At 53.0% G+C, this 15,359-nt stretch carries 10 protein-coding genes; 5 read left to right on the top strand and 5 right to left on the bottom strand.

Annotated elements, in window-relative coordinates; all coding sequences use genetic code 11:
* Positions 1 to 12: 12 nt before the first annotated feature.
* Positions 13 to 1,278, top strand: coding sequence for a TRAP transporter large permease (locus K1Y77_RS12330; protein WP_030073529.1), 1,266 nt, complete (start codon positions 13 to 15; stop codon positions 1,276 to 1,278).
* On the opposite strand, the gene K1Y77_RS12325 is transcribed toward K1Y77_RS12330, so the two are convergent.
* From K1Y77_RS12325 to K1Y77_RS12315, 3 genes are all read right to left on the bottom strand, one after another.
* Entirely contained in the window at positions 1,265 to 2,134 is an 870-nt protein-coding gene (locus K1Y77_RS12325) for a transglutaminase family protein (protein WP_030073524.1), read from the bottom strand. The genes K1Y77_RS12330 and K1Y77_RS12325 overlap by 14 nt on opposite strands.
* Positions 2,131 to 4,536: a circularly permuted type 2 ATP-grasp protein gene (locus K1Y77_RS12320; protein ID WP_264428773.1), complete on the bottom strand. Its 2,406-nt coding sequence runs from the start codon at positions 4,534 to 4,536 to the stop codon at positions 2,131 to 2,133. The genes K1Y77_RS12325 and K1Y77_RS12320 overlap by 4 nt, the downstream gene beginning before the upstream one ends.
* 64 nt (positions 4,537 to 4,600) lie before the next feature.
* Positions 4,601 to 7,951, bottom strand: coding sequence for a transglutaminase family protein (locus K1Y77_RS12315; protein ID WP_264428771.1), 3,351 nt, complete (start codon positions 7,949 to 7,951; stop codon positions 4,601 to 4,603).
* 530 nt (positions 7,952 to 8,481) lie between these two features.
* Here K1Y77_RS12315 and K1Y77_RS12310 point away from each other — a divergent pair.
* Entirely contained in the window at positions 8,482 to 9,966 is a 1,485-nt protein-coding gene (locus tag K1Y77_RS12310) for a circularly permuted type 2 ATP-grasp protein (RefSeq protein ID WP_030073512.1), read from the top strand.
* Positions 9,967 to 9,970: 4 nt separating this feature from the next.
* Positions 9,971 to 10,969, top strand: coding sequence for an alpha-E domain-containing protein (locus K1Y77_RS12305; RefSeq protein ID WP_030073510.1), 999 nt, complete (start codon positions 9,971 to 9,973; stop codon positions 10,967 to 10,969).
* Between the two features lie 6 nt (positions 10,970 to 10,975).
* Here K1Y77_RS12305 and K1Y77_RS12300 read toward each other — a convergent pair whose 3' ends face one another.
* On the bottom strand, positions 10,976 to 12,034 hold the full coding sequence (locus K1Y77_RS12300; protein WP_264428768.1) for a zinc-binding metallopeptidase family protein: 1,059 nt from the start codon (positions 12,032 to 12,034) through the stop codon (positions 10,976 to 10,978).
* A gap of 231 nt (positions 12,035 to 12,265) precedes the next feature.
* On the opposite strand from K1Y77_RS12300, the gene K1Y77_RS12295 reads away from it, so the two are divergent.
* The gene (locus K1Y77_RS12295) at positions 12,266 to 13,765 is read left to right on the top strand and encodes a CoA-acylating methylmalonate-semialdehyde dehydrogenase (protein ID WP_264428766.1); all 1,500 of its coding nucleotides are present in this window, start codon (positions 12,266 to 12,268) and stop codon (positions 13,763 to 13,765) included.
* Between the two features lie 98 nt (positions 13,766 to 13,863).
* On the opposite strand, the gene K1Y77_RS12290 is transcribed toward K1Y77_RS12295, so the two are convergent.
* Entirely contained in the window at positions 13,864 to 14,550 is a 687-nt protein-coding gene (locus K1Y77_RS12290) for a hypothetical protein (RefSeq protein ID WP_264428764.1), read from the bottom strand.
* A gap of 202 nt (positions 14,551 to 14,752) precedes the next feature.
* Here K1Y77_RS12290 and K1Y77_RS12285 point away from each other — a divergent pair, with 202 nt between their 5' ends.
* Positions 14,753 to 15,337 (top strand): peroxidase-related enzyme, encoded by a 585-nt coding sequence (locus K1Y77_RS12285; protein WP_030073502.1) that lies wholly within the window; start codon positions 14,753 to 14,755, stop codon positions 15,335 to 15,337.
* The last annotated feature ends 22 nt before the right edge of the window (positions 15,338 to 15,359 follow it).

The raw sequence follows: 15,359 nt of genomic DNA, 5'->3' as shown, positions 1-15,359 counted from the left end.
GACGGTACGTTTATGACGATTGCTGTGTTTTTGCTGCTGTTGCTCGGTGCCGTGCCGATTGCGCTGGTATTGGCACTGACCGCGATGTGGTATATCCAAGCATCAGGTAATACGGTGCTATTTGATTCCTATCCGCAGCAGCTGTTTAGTGCCATTGAAAGCTATGGATTGCTGGCGATCCCGCTATTTATGCTGGCGGGCGAGTTAATGAATGAAGGTGGTTTAACCCGTCGTTTAATCGCGCTGGCGCGTATTTTAGTGGGCGGTTTTCGTGGCGGTCTTGCCTACATTAATTTAGTGGCCAATATGATGATGGCCGCGATTATTGGTTCGGCGGCGTCGCAAATTGCCATTATGTCCCGTGCGATGGTGCCGGCAATGGAGCAGGAAGGTTACGACAAATCTTATAGCGCAGCGATTACCGCAGCCGGTGGTTTACTGTCGCCGATTATTCCACCTTCCATGCTGTTTGTGTTGTTTGGTGTTATGGCCCAAGTCCCCATTGCAGAGATGTTTATTGCTGGATTACTGCCAGGGCTACTCTTAGGGGCAAGTTTTTTTATCGTGATTGCGTTGATAGGCTTGGTAGAGCAATACCCTAAAGGCCAATGGCCTAGCCGTCGTCAGGCGCTTCATGACTTGCTTTGGGGGCTGCCTGCACTGCTCATACCCGTGATCATTATTGGCGGTATTTTATGGGGGATTGCCACGCCCACTGAGTCAGCGGCGTTAGCTTCGCTGGCGGCGCTATTAATGGGACGCTTTGTATACGGTGACCTGCGTTTAAGTCAGCTACCTCAGGTACTGACTCGCACAGCGATCAACGCGGGCTTGGTGATAATGCTAATTGCTGCCGCGGGTGTGTTTGGTTGGGTGGTGATTTATGAGCGATTGCCGCAAATGGCCGCAGCGTGGATTGCGGCGTTTACCAGCGACCCCTTTGTATTTTTACTGTTGGTGATTGGCGCGCTGCTGTTGGTGGGAATGGTAATTGACGGTATTGCGGCACTGATCTTGGTCGTGCCGATTTTAATGCCCATTGCTCAAAGCCAGTTCGCGATTAGCCCCTATCAATTTGGTGTGGTGGTGTGTTTAACCTTGGTAATGGGCTTATTAACGCCTCCGGTGGGGGCGGGACTGTTTATTGCATCGTCGATGACCGGCGCACCGCCGCTCAAAATATTTCGCGCACTGCTGCCATTTTTGTTGGCAACCTTAGTGACTCTAGTGCTTCTTGCCTGGGTGCCTTGGTTAACCAATGGGCTTATTCAGCGCTAATTGGCATCACATCCACTTCCACCTCTAGCTTATGGTCGCCGCCGCCATTCATTACCCCTTTTAATGGTGCAACATCCGCGTAGTCACGTCCCCAGGCCAGCACTGGGTGCTGTTCGCCAGCAAGGGTACCGTTGGTGGGGTCGAGTGCTAGCCAGCCCCAATCGGGAATCCAGGTCGCAAGCCATGCGTGAGATGCGTCTGCCCCCACCAGCCTTGGCTGTCCGGGCGGCGGCTGGGTTTCTAGATAGCCGCTCACATAGCGTGCGGCCAAGCCTATCGAGCGCAGCGCTCCAATCGCTAGGTGAGCAAAGTCTTGGCATACCCCACGACGGTTAGCCAGCACATCACTAAGCGGAGTAGCAAGCGTGGTGAAGCTGGGGTCATACTCGAAGGTATCGTAGATCAGTTGATTGAGCGCCAAGGCGCTCTCTACCAGCGGACGCCCGGGCGTAAAGCAGCTGCGAGCAAAAGCGGCTAAGTCCTCGTTACGGCGAATAAACGGCGAGTCCAGGCGATACAGCTGCATATCAAAGCGGCAATCGCTGTTGAGCTGTTCGGCGACACTCTCCCAGCCAGGAGACGTCGTGGGCAGTGGGGGCAGCGGCTGGGTATTCAGCTGGGTGACCACTGTGACGTCTAACGTCTGGTGAATATCCTCCATGGCAAAATAAAGTACGCGATTACCGAATACGTCGCGTCGTTCTGCTTGAACCTGCGGCAGTGGGCTAATGGTTAGCTCGGATGCGCCGCACTCTTGGTGCAGCGTTTTGCGCGGCAACACCCGTGCCTCACTATGACATAGTGTGACGGGTGCGCTGTAATGATAGCGCGTGGTGTGCCGCAGGGTGTACTTCATGCATCAGGCTCCATGCTAACTAATTGGCGCGGCCGCTCGACATGGCTGAAATGGCTGTGGCTGATAGCATCGGAAAGTGCTGTTAGCGGTTCAATCAGTTCATCAAGCAACTGCTCTAGCGCTTCTTGCGCTTCGGGGGTTTCGGTAAGGTGGCTAAGGCGATCAATATCGGCCAAATGCAGAGCGGCGTTGGCCTGAATTAACAGGCGCCGCTCCGCGTTACGATAGGGTGAAGAGTTACCAGGCAGGCGGTTCATTTGCCGCTCAAGGCGTTTGAGCATGTAGCCCACGGAGCGCGGGTTAGTTTCATCAAAGAGCAGTAGGTCTAAAATCGCTTCCGGATGTAGCTCACTGCGATAGCGCCTGCGATACGCAGTAAAGTTGTCGGTGGTGGCCAGCACTACTTCCCAGAGCGCAAGGCCGGGAGAGTGAGGAGCATTAAGGGTCAGCTTTAGCAGCGACAGCAGGCCTAAGACGCGGTCTAAAAAGCGCCCAATATCCATAAACCGCCAGCCGTAGTGGTGGGGCATGGTTTCGTTGCATAAGCCAAAAAAAGCGGCTATTTGAGCAGAAAGCCCTTCACAGGCACGTCGTGCGGCACTGGCACCCAGGCTTGAGTTAAAACTGCTGACGCGTTGGCGAAGCTGGTTAATCACCCGCCAAGAGTCATCGCCTAGGTGGTCACGTACGCTACGGGCGTTACGCAGTAGCTGATCAAACAGGGCATGTAAGGCCTGGGTGTCTGTGGTGTCAAATTGGGCTAGCAGGGCTGCGCGTTTCTGCACAAAGCCGACCAGTGGCGGTTTGCTGTTTTCGCTATCTTCGTTAAGCGTAGTGATTTCCAGGGCGATCAACAGTTCATCAAGTAACTGGTCGGCGATTTCATCTTGATCAACTTCCAGCAAGCGCATCAGCGCTTCACGTAGCAAGCGTGCCCGTGCATCCAGGCGTTCGCCATAGCGTCCTAACCAGAACAGACTTTCGGCCACGCGACTGGGTAAGTCTGTGCCATCCCGGGTGGCGACTACTGGGCCGCGGGCCTGGCGAAGTTGGCTGACATGAGGCTGGGGCGTGCTGGCCGTTACCCACACATCTTTCACAACAGGACTATTCAACGACGGCGAACCCGGCGTACCTACCCAGGCTAAACCACCCGGCATAACGTGGTAGTCGCTTGGCTGCTGGCCTGAACTGGCGATACTTCCCGGCGAGCGAGTAATAAAACAGCGCAGGTTCATGGTGGTAGGCGATAAACGCTGCATCTGATGGTCAAATATGGGTGCCGTGGCCGGTCGCGTGGCGGCATTGGCGTTCGGCAGCAGCAGTTTTTCGCCTAGCAAATGCTCACAAAGGGCGGGCAGATAATCGGCAAGTTCGGGAGATTCTAAAATGCCCACGCCTAACGCATTGGACATCGCTACCCCTCCGGCACGAGCAGCTTGAAGTAAACCGGGCACGCCTAACTGAGAATCGCCGCGCAGCTCAAGCGGGTCGCAGTAGGCGTCATCACAATGGCGCAGCACCACATCCACCGGCTGTAAACCGCCTAGGGTGCGAAGCCATAGCTGTGAATCTCTAACGATTAAGTCCTGCCCCTCGGCAAGGTCAATATTGAGATAGTTAGCCAGGTAGGCGTGCTCAAAATAGCGTGGGCTGCCCGGACCAGGTGTCAGTAGTACAACGTTTGGGTTGTCACGGTGCTGGTAGGCAAGGGCAATAAGCGTGCGGTGGTAATTATCGAGAAAGCCCGCTAGTCGTTTAAGTGGCGCATTGCGGTACATGTCAGGCAGTGCCCGCGCCATCAATATGCGGTTTTCAAGGGTGAAACCGGTACCGGAAGGAGCCTGTAAGCGGTCGCCAATCACGCGCCACTGACCTTCGGCATCCTGAATCACATCAACGCCGTGAAAGTTGATGGCTGGACGGTCACTTGGCTGCGAGCCGTGACACGGTAGTAGCAAATGCGGCGAAGCGAGCAGCGCCTGGGTAGGGAGTAGGCCGGTATCAAACAGGCGGCGTGCTCCGTAGATATCGTCAAAGAGAGCATTGAGTAAGCGAGTGCGTTGATGCAAGCCTACTTCAAGCGCTTGCCAGTCGGTGTGGTTAATCACCCAGGGCAGCGGGTCCAGCCGCCAGGAGCGCTTGGCCTCATCATGCATGTTGAAGATAACGCCATTTTCAGCCAACAGTCGCTGGATTTCTTCACGCTGCTGAAGGCGGCCATCGGTCCCGAGTGCTTCAAGCGCCCTAAGAAGGGTTTCCCAACCTGGCCGCAGCTGACCATAACGGTCAACCATGGCATCAAAGACGCCTGGCTGTCCCTCGCAAAGTTGGTTGAAGTAGTCCTCCACAAGCCCGGCTGTGCCGGGCTCGAGAAGAGTGGGAGAGACTGGGGCCGTCATGTTCCTTGTCGTCCTAAGCGAATAGGCTGCGAATTATCCTGCAGCTTGTGTCAATAGGAAAGCATTAGCTTGGTCTCCAGCGAAGATCTAGCGTGTTGGGCAATTCTTGGCTAGGTGTTTCAGCGCTAGGCGACTGGTAACCATGGCGGTGGCCATCATCACTGAACCGACCTAGACGACGGGCTTCCGCTTCAAATGCATTCACGGGGAATGTTTCAAAGCTGCGGCCGGTGGGGTGTGTCACATGGTAGGTGCAGCCTGCAACGGAACGTTGATTCCAGGTATCTAATACATCAAATACCAGTGGGGCATGAATAGGGATTTGCGGATGTAGCGCCGAGGGTGGCTGCCAGGCGCGGTAGCGGACACCGGCAACCGCTTCACCGTTACGGCCAGTGGGAGATAGTGGTACCAGACGGCCATTGCAGGTCACCTTATAGCGGCTGCCGCTCATACCGCTGACTTTAATTTCCAAACGCTCCACAGAGGAGTCGACGTAGCGGGAGGAGCCGCCAGCAGAGGTCTCTTCACCGAGCACATGCCAGGGCTCGATAGCTTGGCGCAGCTCAATATCCAGCATTGGGGTATGCAGTCGTCCGTGAACAGGGAAGCGGAATTCAAGAAAAGGTGCAAACCATTCACGCTTAAAATCAAAGCCATGATGACCCAGGTCACTCAGTACATCGCCTAAGTCTTCCCACAAATAGTGGGGTAGCATCCAACGATCTTGTAGAGCGCTTCCCCATCGAACGGGCTTCGCACGGTAGGGCGCTTTCCAGCAGCGGGCGACAAGCGCGCGAATCAGCAGCATCTGCATTAAGCTCATGCGAGCGTGGGGTGGCATCTCAAAACCGCGCAGTTCTAAAAGCCCTAAACGACCGCTGTCACTATCTGGCGAGTAAAGTTTATCAATGCAGAATTCAGCACGATGAGTGTTGCCGGTTAAGTCGGTGAGCAGGTGGCGCAGCAAGCGATCCACTAGCCAAGGCTGAACAACGTCTCCTTCAGGCATTTGTTGTAATGCAATTTCCAGCTCGTAAAGCGCCTCATGGCGAGCCTCATCGACACGTGGAGCCTGGCTAGTGGGGCCAATAAACAGGCCTGAAAAGAGGTACGAAAGGCTTGGGTGATGCTGCCAATAAGTGACCAGGCTTGCTAATAAATCAGGACGGCGCAGGAAGGGGGAATCATCGGGCGTAATACCGCCAAGAGTGACATGGTTGCCGCCACCGGTGCCCGTATGACGGCCATCGAGCATAAACTTTTCGGTGCACAAGCGTGCTAGCCGGGCTTCCTCATAGAGTCGCTCGGTTTGAGCGACCAGGGTTTTCCAGCTAGCCGCTGGCATGATGTTAACTTCGATAACACCGGGGTCGGGGGTGATCATAAAGTTTTCAAGACGCGGATCACGGGGCGGCGAGTAGCCCTCGATCATCACTGGACAGCTAAGCGTTCGTGCGCACTCTTCAATACTGCTGAGCAGGTCTAAATAGTGTTCTAGCCGGGTGAGCGGCGGCAAAAAGATATGCAGACGACCGTCACGGGGCTCTATGCACAGACTGGTATGAATCACTTTATGATCGCGGTCATTCTCGGGAAGGGGCTGCTGCTGAACGGCTTCTCCTTCTGGGTGGCTCAGGCTGGGGTGAAGGCTTTGACCGTGGCGCTCGGTGCTACTTAAACGATGTTGCTCAGCATGACGTCTAGCGACTTCGCCGTGAATATCACCAATTTCCGGTCGTGGCGCGAACAGTGACTCAGGCTGGGGCTGCTCTTCAGGATCGGCCCAGGGCAGCGCAGAAAGCGGTAGACGCAGGCCCATAGGTGAGTCGCCAGGCACCAAAAATAAATGATCGCGTTTGAGTGGCCAGCGCCCACTTTCCCAGCGATGGGATTGGGAAACTGAATGACGCAGTGGCAAGGCATAACCAACGACTGCCGCTAAATCTTGCTCAAGTAGCCGTGCCAGACGGCGGCGTTCGGCATCATCTTTTAAATCGGCTTTGCGCGGATCGATACTGACCGGGAGCGTTTGCTCTTTCCAAAGATAGTAGTAGGCGTCTTCGAAAGCGGGTATCCAGTAATGTGGGGCTATGCCTAGACGTTCGCTAAGCGCCTGGGTAAACCGCTGTGCCATGGCATCATCAACCGCTACTTTTGGGGCGCCCTCCATGCAGGCAAGCCATTTGGCGTCACGCCAAAGCGGTACGCCATCTTTACGCCAGTAACATGCTAGCGCCCAGCGGGGCAGCGGCTCGCCGGGGTACCATTTACCCTGCTGCTGCTGAATGACGCTGCCAGGAGCATAAGCTTCCTGCAAACGGCTCAGCAGCACTTCGGCGCGTTCACGTTTATGGTCACCAAGCGCCTCAATGTTCCACTGTGGGCTTTCCATGTCATCAACGGAAACAAACGTAGGTTCGCCGCCCATGGTCAGGCGGACGTCTTGCTTATTAAGCTCCTTATCAACCTGGTCGCCCAGCTGCAAAATTTCCTGCCACTGCTGCTCACTGTAGGGCTTAGTGACGCGTGGGTCTTCGTGGATACGCTCGATGCGCATTTCCACACTAAACTCTACCTCGCATTTATCAGAAAAACCGGTAATCGCGGCGGCACTACCGGTTGTCGGCGTGGCTGCAAGGGGAATATGGCCTTCTCCAGCAAAGAGGCCAGACGTTGGGTCTAAGCCAACCCAGCCCGCGCCGGGTAGAAAAACTTCTGTCCAGGCGTGCAGGTCGGTGAAGTCGACCTCTGTGCCGCTTGGGCCATCAAGTGCTTTGACATCAGGCGCTAGCTGAATCAAATAACCCGATACAAAGCGGGCGGCAAGCCCCAAGTGCCGCAGAATCTGAACCAGAAGCCAGGCACTGTCGCGACAGGAGCCGCTGGCCAGGGTCAATGTCTCTTCGCAGCTCTGAACGCCCGGCTCCATACGCACCAGATAGCTGATGTCGTTCTGAAGGCGCTGATTAAGGGCCACTAAAAAATCAACGCTGACAGTGGGCTCCCTGGGAACTTCTTCAAGCCACGCCATCAGCTTTGGGCCTGCCTCAGTAACTTCAAGATAAGGCCCCAGTTCTTTGCTGAGTTCTTCTGGATAGGCAAACGGGATTTTTTGTGCGATGTCGTCGAGGAAAAAATCAAACGGGTTGATAACGGTCATTGGGGCGATAAGTTCGACCGCAATGGTTAGTTCTTTGCGAGGCTCTGGAAACACAATGCGGGCATTAAAGTTGCCAAAGGGGTCTTGCTGCCAGTTTAGATAGTGATCATTACCAGAAATATTCAGCGAATAGGCATCGATATGGGTTCGGCAATGAGGTGCTGGGCGCAAACGAACAACATGGGGTGACAACTTCACCGGACGGTCAAAGTGATAAGTAGTTCGGTGATACAAGGCAACACGAATGGTCATAAGCCACCCTCTGGGTTAAGTCTATATCAACCGATTCGTCATTAAGACGCCTCGATAAAAAGAGCTAAGTTACGGCAGTATCGTTGTAGTTAGGTTTTTTTGCAGCTGCAAAATTAACTAAGCCGTTTAAGAAGTGTGAAAAACATAAAATGCACCATTAGAGTTAGTGGTGCGCACTATTTTGGTGCTTTTGTTTGTGGCTTTAAGTGAGCGTTCAGCTATTCACTAAAAGTAACGGTTCAGTAGAGGGGCATTAGAGAGATTAGCAGCGTGTTATTAGCAGTGTTGTTATAAGCAGCATTGTTATTAGTAGCGTAGTTATTAGTAGCGCTGCCAGTACTAGTAGCGTCGCTAGTAGACGGTGGGCGAGGGTGCGTATTGAAAGCATCCTTTTAACGTTGAAATAGCGAAAAAGATGGTATGCATTTTGCGTGCTTATATGTGAAGAGAACTGCGTAGATCGCGCGGGGCTAGGCCTGCACTACGTAAGAGGAAGTTGCCGCTTCCACCATTGCGCCAGGAGAGCGCCCATGAGCCAAGTGAATTGGAATAACTATGCGTGCCGTGACTATTACGATGAGTTACTAGCGGCGCCAGGCAAGCCACGAGCCTCGGCTGATGAGCTGTGTAATATGTTGGCAAGGTTTAGTGCAGAGGAGTTGGCAGAGCGTAAAACCGCAGCAGAAATTGCCATTCGCACCATGGGGATTACCTTTACCGTTTATTCAGAAGGCGCGATGATTGATCGTGCTTGGCCTTTTGATATTGTGCCGCGAATTATTCCTGCCAGTGAGTGGCGTAAAACTGAAGCGGGTTTAAAACAACGCGTGCAAGCGCTTAATCTATTTATTGATGATCTTTATCACGATCAAAAAGTAATTAAAGACAAAGTGTTACCTGCTGAAGTGTTGGCGCAATCGGTTAACTTCCGCCCCCAGTGTGTTGGTATCAACCCTCCTCATGGCATTTGGGCGCATATTTGCGGGTCAGACTTAGTGCGTGGCGGTGATGGCACGCTTTATGTACTAGAAGACAATTTGCGTATTCCCTCTGGGGTTTCGTACATGCTGGAAAATCGTAATGTAACCAAGCGTGTGCTGCCTGAGCTTTTTGCATCTGGCAAAATTCTTCCCGTAGACGACTACGTTGCCCAGCTATATGACATGTTAGCGTCGATGTCGCCTCGCCCAGGTGACGACCCTCAAGTGGTAGTGCTAACGCCTGGTATCTATAACTCCGCCTACTTTGAACATGCGTATCTTGCTCAGCAAATGGGAGTTGAGTTAGTGCAAGGTAGCGACTTGCTGGTCGATGACGACGACGTGGTTTATATGCGGACTGTTGAAGGGTTGCGCCGTGTCGATGTGATTTATCGTCGTGTCGACGACGAGTTTCTCGATCCTGAAGCGTTTAATCCAGATTCAATGCTTGGGGTGGCCGGCCTAATGCGCGCTTGGCGGGCGGGGAAAGTAGCGCTTGCTAATGCCCCTGGGGCGGGAGTCGCCGACGATAAAGTCGTGTACGCCTTTGTCCCTGAAATCATTCGTTACTATCTAGACCAAGAACCGCTGCTGCCAAACGTACCAAGTTATTTATGTATGTTTGAAGATGATCGCAAGTATGTGTTGGAGCATTTGGATGAGCTGGTGGTGAAGCCAGCAAATGAATCCGGCGGCTATGGCATGTTGATAGGCCCTCGTTCTACTAAAGAAACTCGCGATGAGTTTGCACGCTTAATTAAAGCCAATCCCCGTAACTATATGGCACAGCCAACGCTGGCACTTTCGACGACGCCGACGCTGGCTAACGGCTTGCCCCAGCCGCGCCACGTAGACCTTCGCCCGTTTATTCTTTCTGGGCCGGAAACCCACGTCACCACTGGTGGCTTGACCCGGGTCGCCCTGGTGGAGGGCTCACTGGTGGTTAACTCTTCTCAAGGGGGCGGCAGTAAAGATACTTGGATTGTTGAAACCGATGAGAACGCGGCAGTTGCCGCTGAGCAGGAAGGAGTCTAGCGCCATGCTGTCACGCGTTGCTGAAAACCTCTACTGGATGGCGCGTTACATCGAACGGGCCGAAGATACTGCTCGGTTGCTGAGTGTTAATAGCCACCTAATGCTGGATCTGCCGCGTCACTTGCCCCTGGGCTGGGCGCCGTTAATTGAAATGACCGGCACGTTGGAAGCGTTTAATGAGCGACATTCAAGTTTTGACGAGCGTAGCGTGGTGCACTTTCTGTGTGCAGACGCGCAAAATGGCAGCTCTATTCTTGCCGCCTTAGCGAGCGCTAGGGAAAACCTGCGTACCACTCGTGATGTCGTGCCAAGAGAGATCTGGGAAGAGGTCAATCAACTCTATTTGAGTGTTGCAGATCATGCCGAAAATGGCGTTAGTCCGCGGCGCCGCGACACCTTTTTGAAAAGTGTAATTCGCGGCTGCCAGACATTGACAGGCTTAATAGAAGGTACGCTAAGCCATGGGCCTGCTCGCACCTTCATCAAGTTAGGTCGCCATTTAGAGCGGGCAGATATGACGACCCGAATTGTCGATGTTCGGTCCGCCAGTTTGCTGCCGCAAAATCCAGAGGAACTGCTGCCGTTTGAAAATTTGCAGTGGATGAGCGTGCTGAAGTCGCTCACTGCTTACCAAATGTACCGGCAGCAAGTCCGTTTGCGGGTGCGTGGGCCTGACGTGCTGCGCTTTTTGCTGCAGGACCCCCACCTACCACGCTCTATTGCCTGCAGCCTGGAAACGGTGGGGCACGAGCTACAGCTGTTACCCAGGCAAGACCGAGCGGCGGCAACGGTGTCGCTTGTACGAGCCGATGTGGTCGACGCCGACATTCAGGCGTTGGCTCACTCCCCCAGCAAACTACATGCGTTTGTGGATGAGCTGCAGATTGGTTTCGCGGCGATTCACGACACGCTAAGCGCAACCTATTTTGTCAACAGTGATGGCGTTCCCCGTGTGACCCAGCGCCAGTCGCAAAGCCATGCAGGAGAGCACGACAACGATTAACGGTTGTTAAGGACGGGGGCTGGCGTTCGCATTAAGAATCAGTTGATGCAGATACGTCAGCTTCTGTCTCACCGCCGGGGCAATGACGCTCGGTGCTAAATCCAGCAGTCCCATATCACGATTGAGTTCGTTTACGGCCATGCCTACCTGATGAAATGCTCGTAACATGCTGTCTAATGTGCCGTTGTGTTCGGTGCGGGAAAGCCCCATATGACGCGCTGTATCGAGCACAGCGACCATATCTAAGTAGTACGCAAAGGTTTCTGCAAAGTCTTCCCAGGGGTGCATCGAGGCGTAGGCAGAAATAAACTGTGTTGACCAATCAGCAGGCGTTCCCTGTTGGTAATACCGTTCTAAGGCATCACCGTAGGTAGGGTTGTTGTGATCTCCGAACACGTGGCGGCAGGTGTCTTCATCGCGTCCTTTTACCAATAAATCCCAATAGTAGTGACCAATTTCATGGCGGAAGTGGCCGATGAGAGTGCGGTGGGACTCATTCATATCAACCCGCAGGCGCTCGCGTTCAACGTCGTCGGCTTCTTTCACGTTGATCGTGATATGACCATTGGCATGACCGGTGTATATCTTTTCCTGGCTAGCGGTAGAGCGCCAAAGGCCTTGATCGGGCAAAGCATCTGCCATAAACGAAAAGCTAAGCGGAACACGAATGTTTTCACCGCTGACGCCGTAGGGAAGCGTGAGTAAGTCTAATGTGTGAAATAGCCGTCGCTTGGCAGCTTCAAGCGCAGCCCAGCGCTCCCGGTTGCCATTGATAGTTAAGTCGGGAATCACTTCATTAAAGCGGCAGCAGTCGCAAAGCGTATCGGCATGCCCCTCGACCATCACTACCATCCGGTTGCATACATTCTCAACCGCATAGTTATGGCACTTCATTAAGGTGGATCCACAGTCTGGGTGAGTGCAGCGGTATCCTCCATTTGGTAGCGGTTCAAGAGCTACAATAGCTGAGCAGGTTGGGCACCAGCCCACCTCGGATTCGCAGGCCAAGCAATACGTGTTTTCAAAAAAAAGCGGGTTGCCACAGCGACAGCTAAAGGTCTGCATGGATGCCTCCTGGGGTGGTGAACACGTACGCGTCTAAACAGCTGGGCTCACGTCATTGGCCTGCTGTTAGCCAGCATAGCGAGGGCAGTGCTAGGAGGGAAAGCGTAAATAGTAGTGCTAGGTGAGTTTTATCTTTATCAAGTGGCTAATTGACGTTTACGTCAACTTGCTGCTATACCCTAGGATTCATATTTACGTCTGATAATAAACATAACGATGAGGAAGGTAGTCATGTCTGTTCGTGAAATCCCTATGTATATCGATGGTCAGCCAGTCATGTCACAAAGCCAGGATTGGCGTGATGTGGTGAACCCAGCGACCCAAGAAGTTGTTGCCCGTGTGCCCTTTTGTACCGCCGAAGAAGTGGAGCGTGCGGTTGCGAGTGCTAAAACAGCATTCAAAGAGTGGCGTAAAGTGCCGCTTGGCAAGCGCATGCGCATTATGCTCAAGCTTCAGGCTCTGATACGGGAAAATACCGCTGAGTTAGCCGCATTGATTACGCAAGAGCATGGTAAAACCTTACCAGATGCCGAAGGCGAGGTAGGGCGCGGTTTAGAGGTAGTTGAACACGCTTGTTCGATTACCTCGCTGCAGCTGGGTGAGCTGGCGGAAAACGCCGCTAATGAAGTCGATGTTTACACCATGCACCAGCCACTGGGCGTTGGCGCGGGCATTACCGCTTTTAACTTTCCGATTATGCTGCCCTGTTTTATGTTCCCGATGGCCATTGCTACGGGCAACACCTTTGTACTGAAGCCTTCGGAGCAAGATCCTAGCTCCACAATGCGTCTCGTGGAGCTTGCCCATGAAGCTGGCATACCCGCCGGTGTTTTGAACGTGGTGCATGGTGGTCCGGATGTCGCCAATCAGATCGCCGACCACCAGGATATTAAAGCACTCTCGTTTATTGGTTCGACCCATGTCGGCTCGCTGCTTTACAACCGTGCTGCAGCTGCAGGCAAGCGTATGCAGTCGATGATGGGGGCTAAAAACCACTGTGTGGTGATGCCGGATGCTAACCGCAGCCAAGCTATTGATAGCCTGCTGGGTTCGGCATTTGGCGCCGCTGGCCAGCGCTGCATGGCTAACTCGGTTGTCGTGCTAGTGGGTGAAGCCCGTGAGTGGCTGAACGATATTGAGGAAGGCGCGCGCCGTATGAAAGTAGGGCCGGGCACTCAGCGCGATGCAGACCTAGGCCCGCTTGTTTCTCCCCAAGCGAAGGATCGCGTTGAGCGCTTGATTTCGGCGGGTGAAAAAGAGGGCGCTAAACTTCTGGTGGATGGCCGTGGTTGCACGGTAGATGGCTATCCAAACGGTAATTTTGTTGGCCCAACCCTGTTTGCCGATGTGACCGCTGATATGACGGTGTACCGAGAAGAAATTTTCGGCCCCGTACTGTGTGTGGTCAATGTAGAAACACTGGATGACGCGATCGAGTTTATCAACGCGAACCCGAATGGAAATGGTACGTCGATATTTACCAATTCAGGTTGGGTGGCACGACGTTTTGAAACAGACATTGACGTTGGCCAAATAGGTATCAATGTGCCGATTCCTGTCCCTGTGGCTTACTTTAGCTTTACTGGGTCGCGTGCTTCCAAGCTTGGTGATCTGGGGCCAAACGGCAAACAGGCAATTACGTTCTGGACGCAAACCAAAACGGTTACCGCCCGTTGGTTTGAGCCAGAAAATGTCTCTAGCGGCATCAACAGTACTATTTCCTTAAGCTAACCGTGATCAATAAAGCCCCGTGAAAACGGGGCTTCTTGGTGTACGGCCTCGGATGGCATGGCTTCAGAGTAAATAACTTTAGCTTGATAAATAACGGGTTATCTATCTGGAAACAAAGGCAGACTTTCGCGGATAAGTTGCTCAATAGGGCCAAGCTGGCCAGCATGCAGTATCAGCATGGTGGGCACTATTTTTTTGTAGTGGGCTGGGGGCGTTAACAGCGCGAACTCGCCTTCTTCAATATGAAATTCATGGAGTTCTTGGAGACCCTCAGGCGTTTCGCATTGAGAACAGCGGTAATTGTCGTCTTCACCATATACAAGGCGATGATACATTTTGAATAGCGTGTAAATTGCTAAACCACCCGGTAAGGCAGGCCAGCGTGCGGGTATATTGCGCGTCGCTTCCGTAATGATACGTCCTTCTGCCTGGGCAAAGAGTTTGGCTAATGGCGCAGTAAGAAGCGAGGTATCTTCGGCTGGTAGTGGTTGACGCTGCTGAGAGGCCTGGGAAAATTCGTTTGTCACTCGGTGTAAGTCTTCTAGCGAAGTAAGCGGATAATCAATGTGCTTCAATTCGCTTGGCTCGAAACTGCCGTTTTCCCAACCATGAATGACCCGAAGGGTCATCGGCGACTGTTGCAGGGGCTGTGCAAAGAGGATGTGCAGCATGACTCGAATGTGTAGCTGCCGCTCATCGGTATCGTTGTCGAACGCGCGGTAAGGGTCAGCAAAAAGTGTGTGTAAGCGCCCTGGCGTATGCTCTTTCGCTTCGAAATGCTGCATGTGAGTGTCCCTGTAAGGTGCCATTTTACGCGTTCATTGCGCGGCTTATAGGTTATTGAGTTGTTAAGAGTATGGACAGCGTGAGCCGCGATTGAAAGTCACTTTGTTTAGTATTTTGTTACTGAATAGCGTTCAGTCAGCAGTATAAATGTTTAACCAAAACAAAAATTTAAAACCTGCTTTTAGGAAAAGAGGAACCGCGATGATAAACCCACTTAGCCGTTTCCATGTGCCAGAAACCCTTGACGAACTGCCTGATGATATTCGTGAAGCAATAGTAAATGTTCAAAGCAAGGCGGGCTTTGTACCCAACGTATTTTTAATGTTGGCCCACCGCCCCGATGAGTTTCGCGCGTTTTTTGCGTACCACGATGCGCTAATGGAGCGTGAGTCCGACACGCTCACCAAGGCTGAAAAAGAGATGATTGTGGTAGCCACAAGTGCACGCAATCGTTGTCTTTATTGTGTCGTTGCGCATGGGGCCTTATTGAGAATTTATAGCAAGGACCCGTTAGTAGCAGACAACGTTGCAATTAACCACCTGACCGCAGGACTGAGCGAACGTCATCGCATGATGTTGGATTTTGCAATGCATTGCGGTATTGAAGTGGGTGAGTTCTCTTCCGAATGGCAGGCCAGATTAGAGCAAGTGGGTTTCACGCTGGAAGATTGTTGGGACATTGGTGCCATTGTCGCTTTTTTTGGAATGTCGAACCGATTGGTTACCATGGCAGGCACCCCACCTAATGAAGAGTTCTACTTAATGGGACGCCTACCGCGATCATAAAGGGAAAATAGTAGGAAAAAAG

Origin of the sequence: Halomonas qaidamensis (assembly GCF_025917315.1) — a bacterium.
GTDB classification, from domain to species: domain Bacteria; phylum Pseudomonadota; class Gammaproteobacteria; order Pseudomonadales; family Halomonadaceae; genus Vreelandella; species Vreelandella qaidamensis.
The sequence above is the reverse complement of the archived record's forward strand: the minus strand, read 5'-3'. Positions and strand labels throughout refer to the sequence as shown.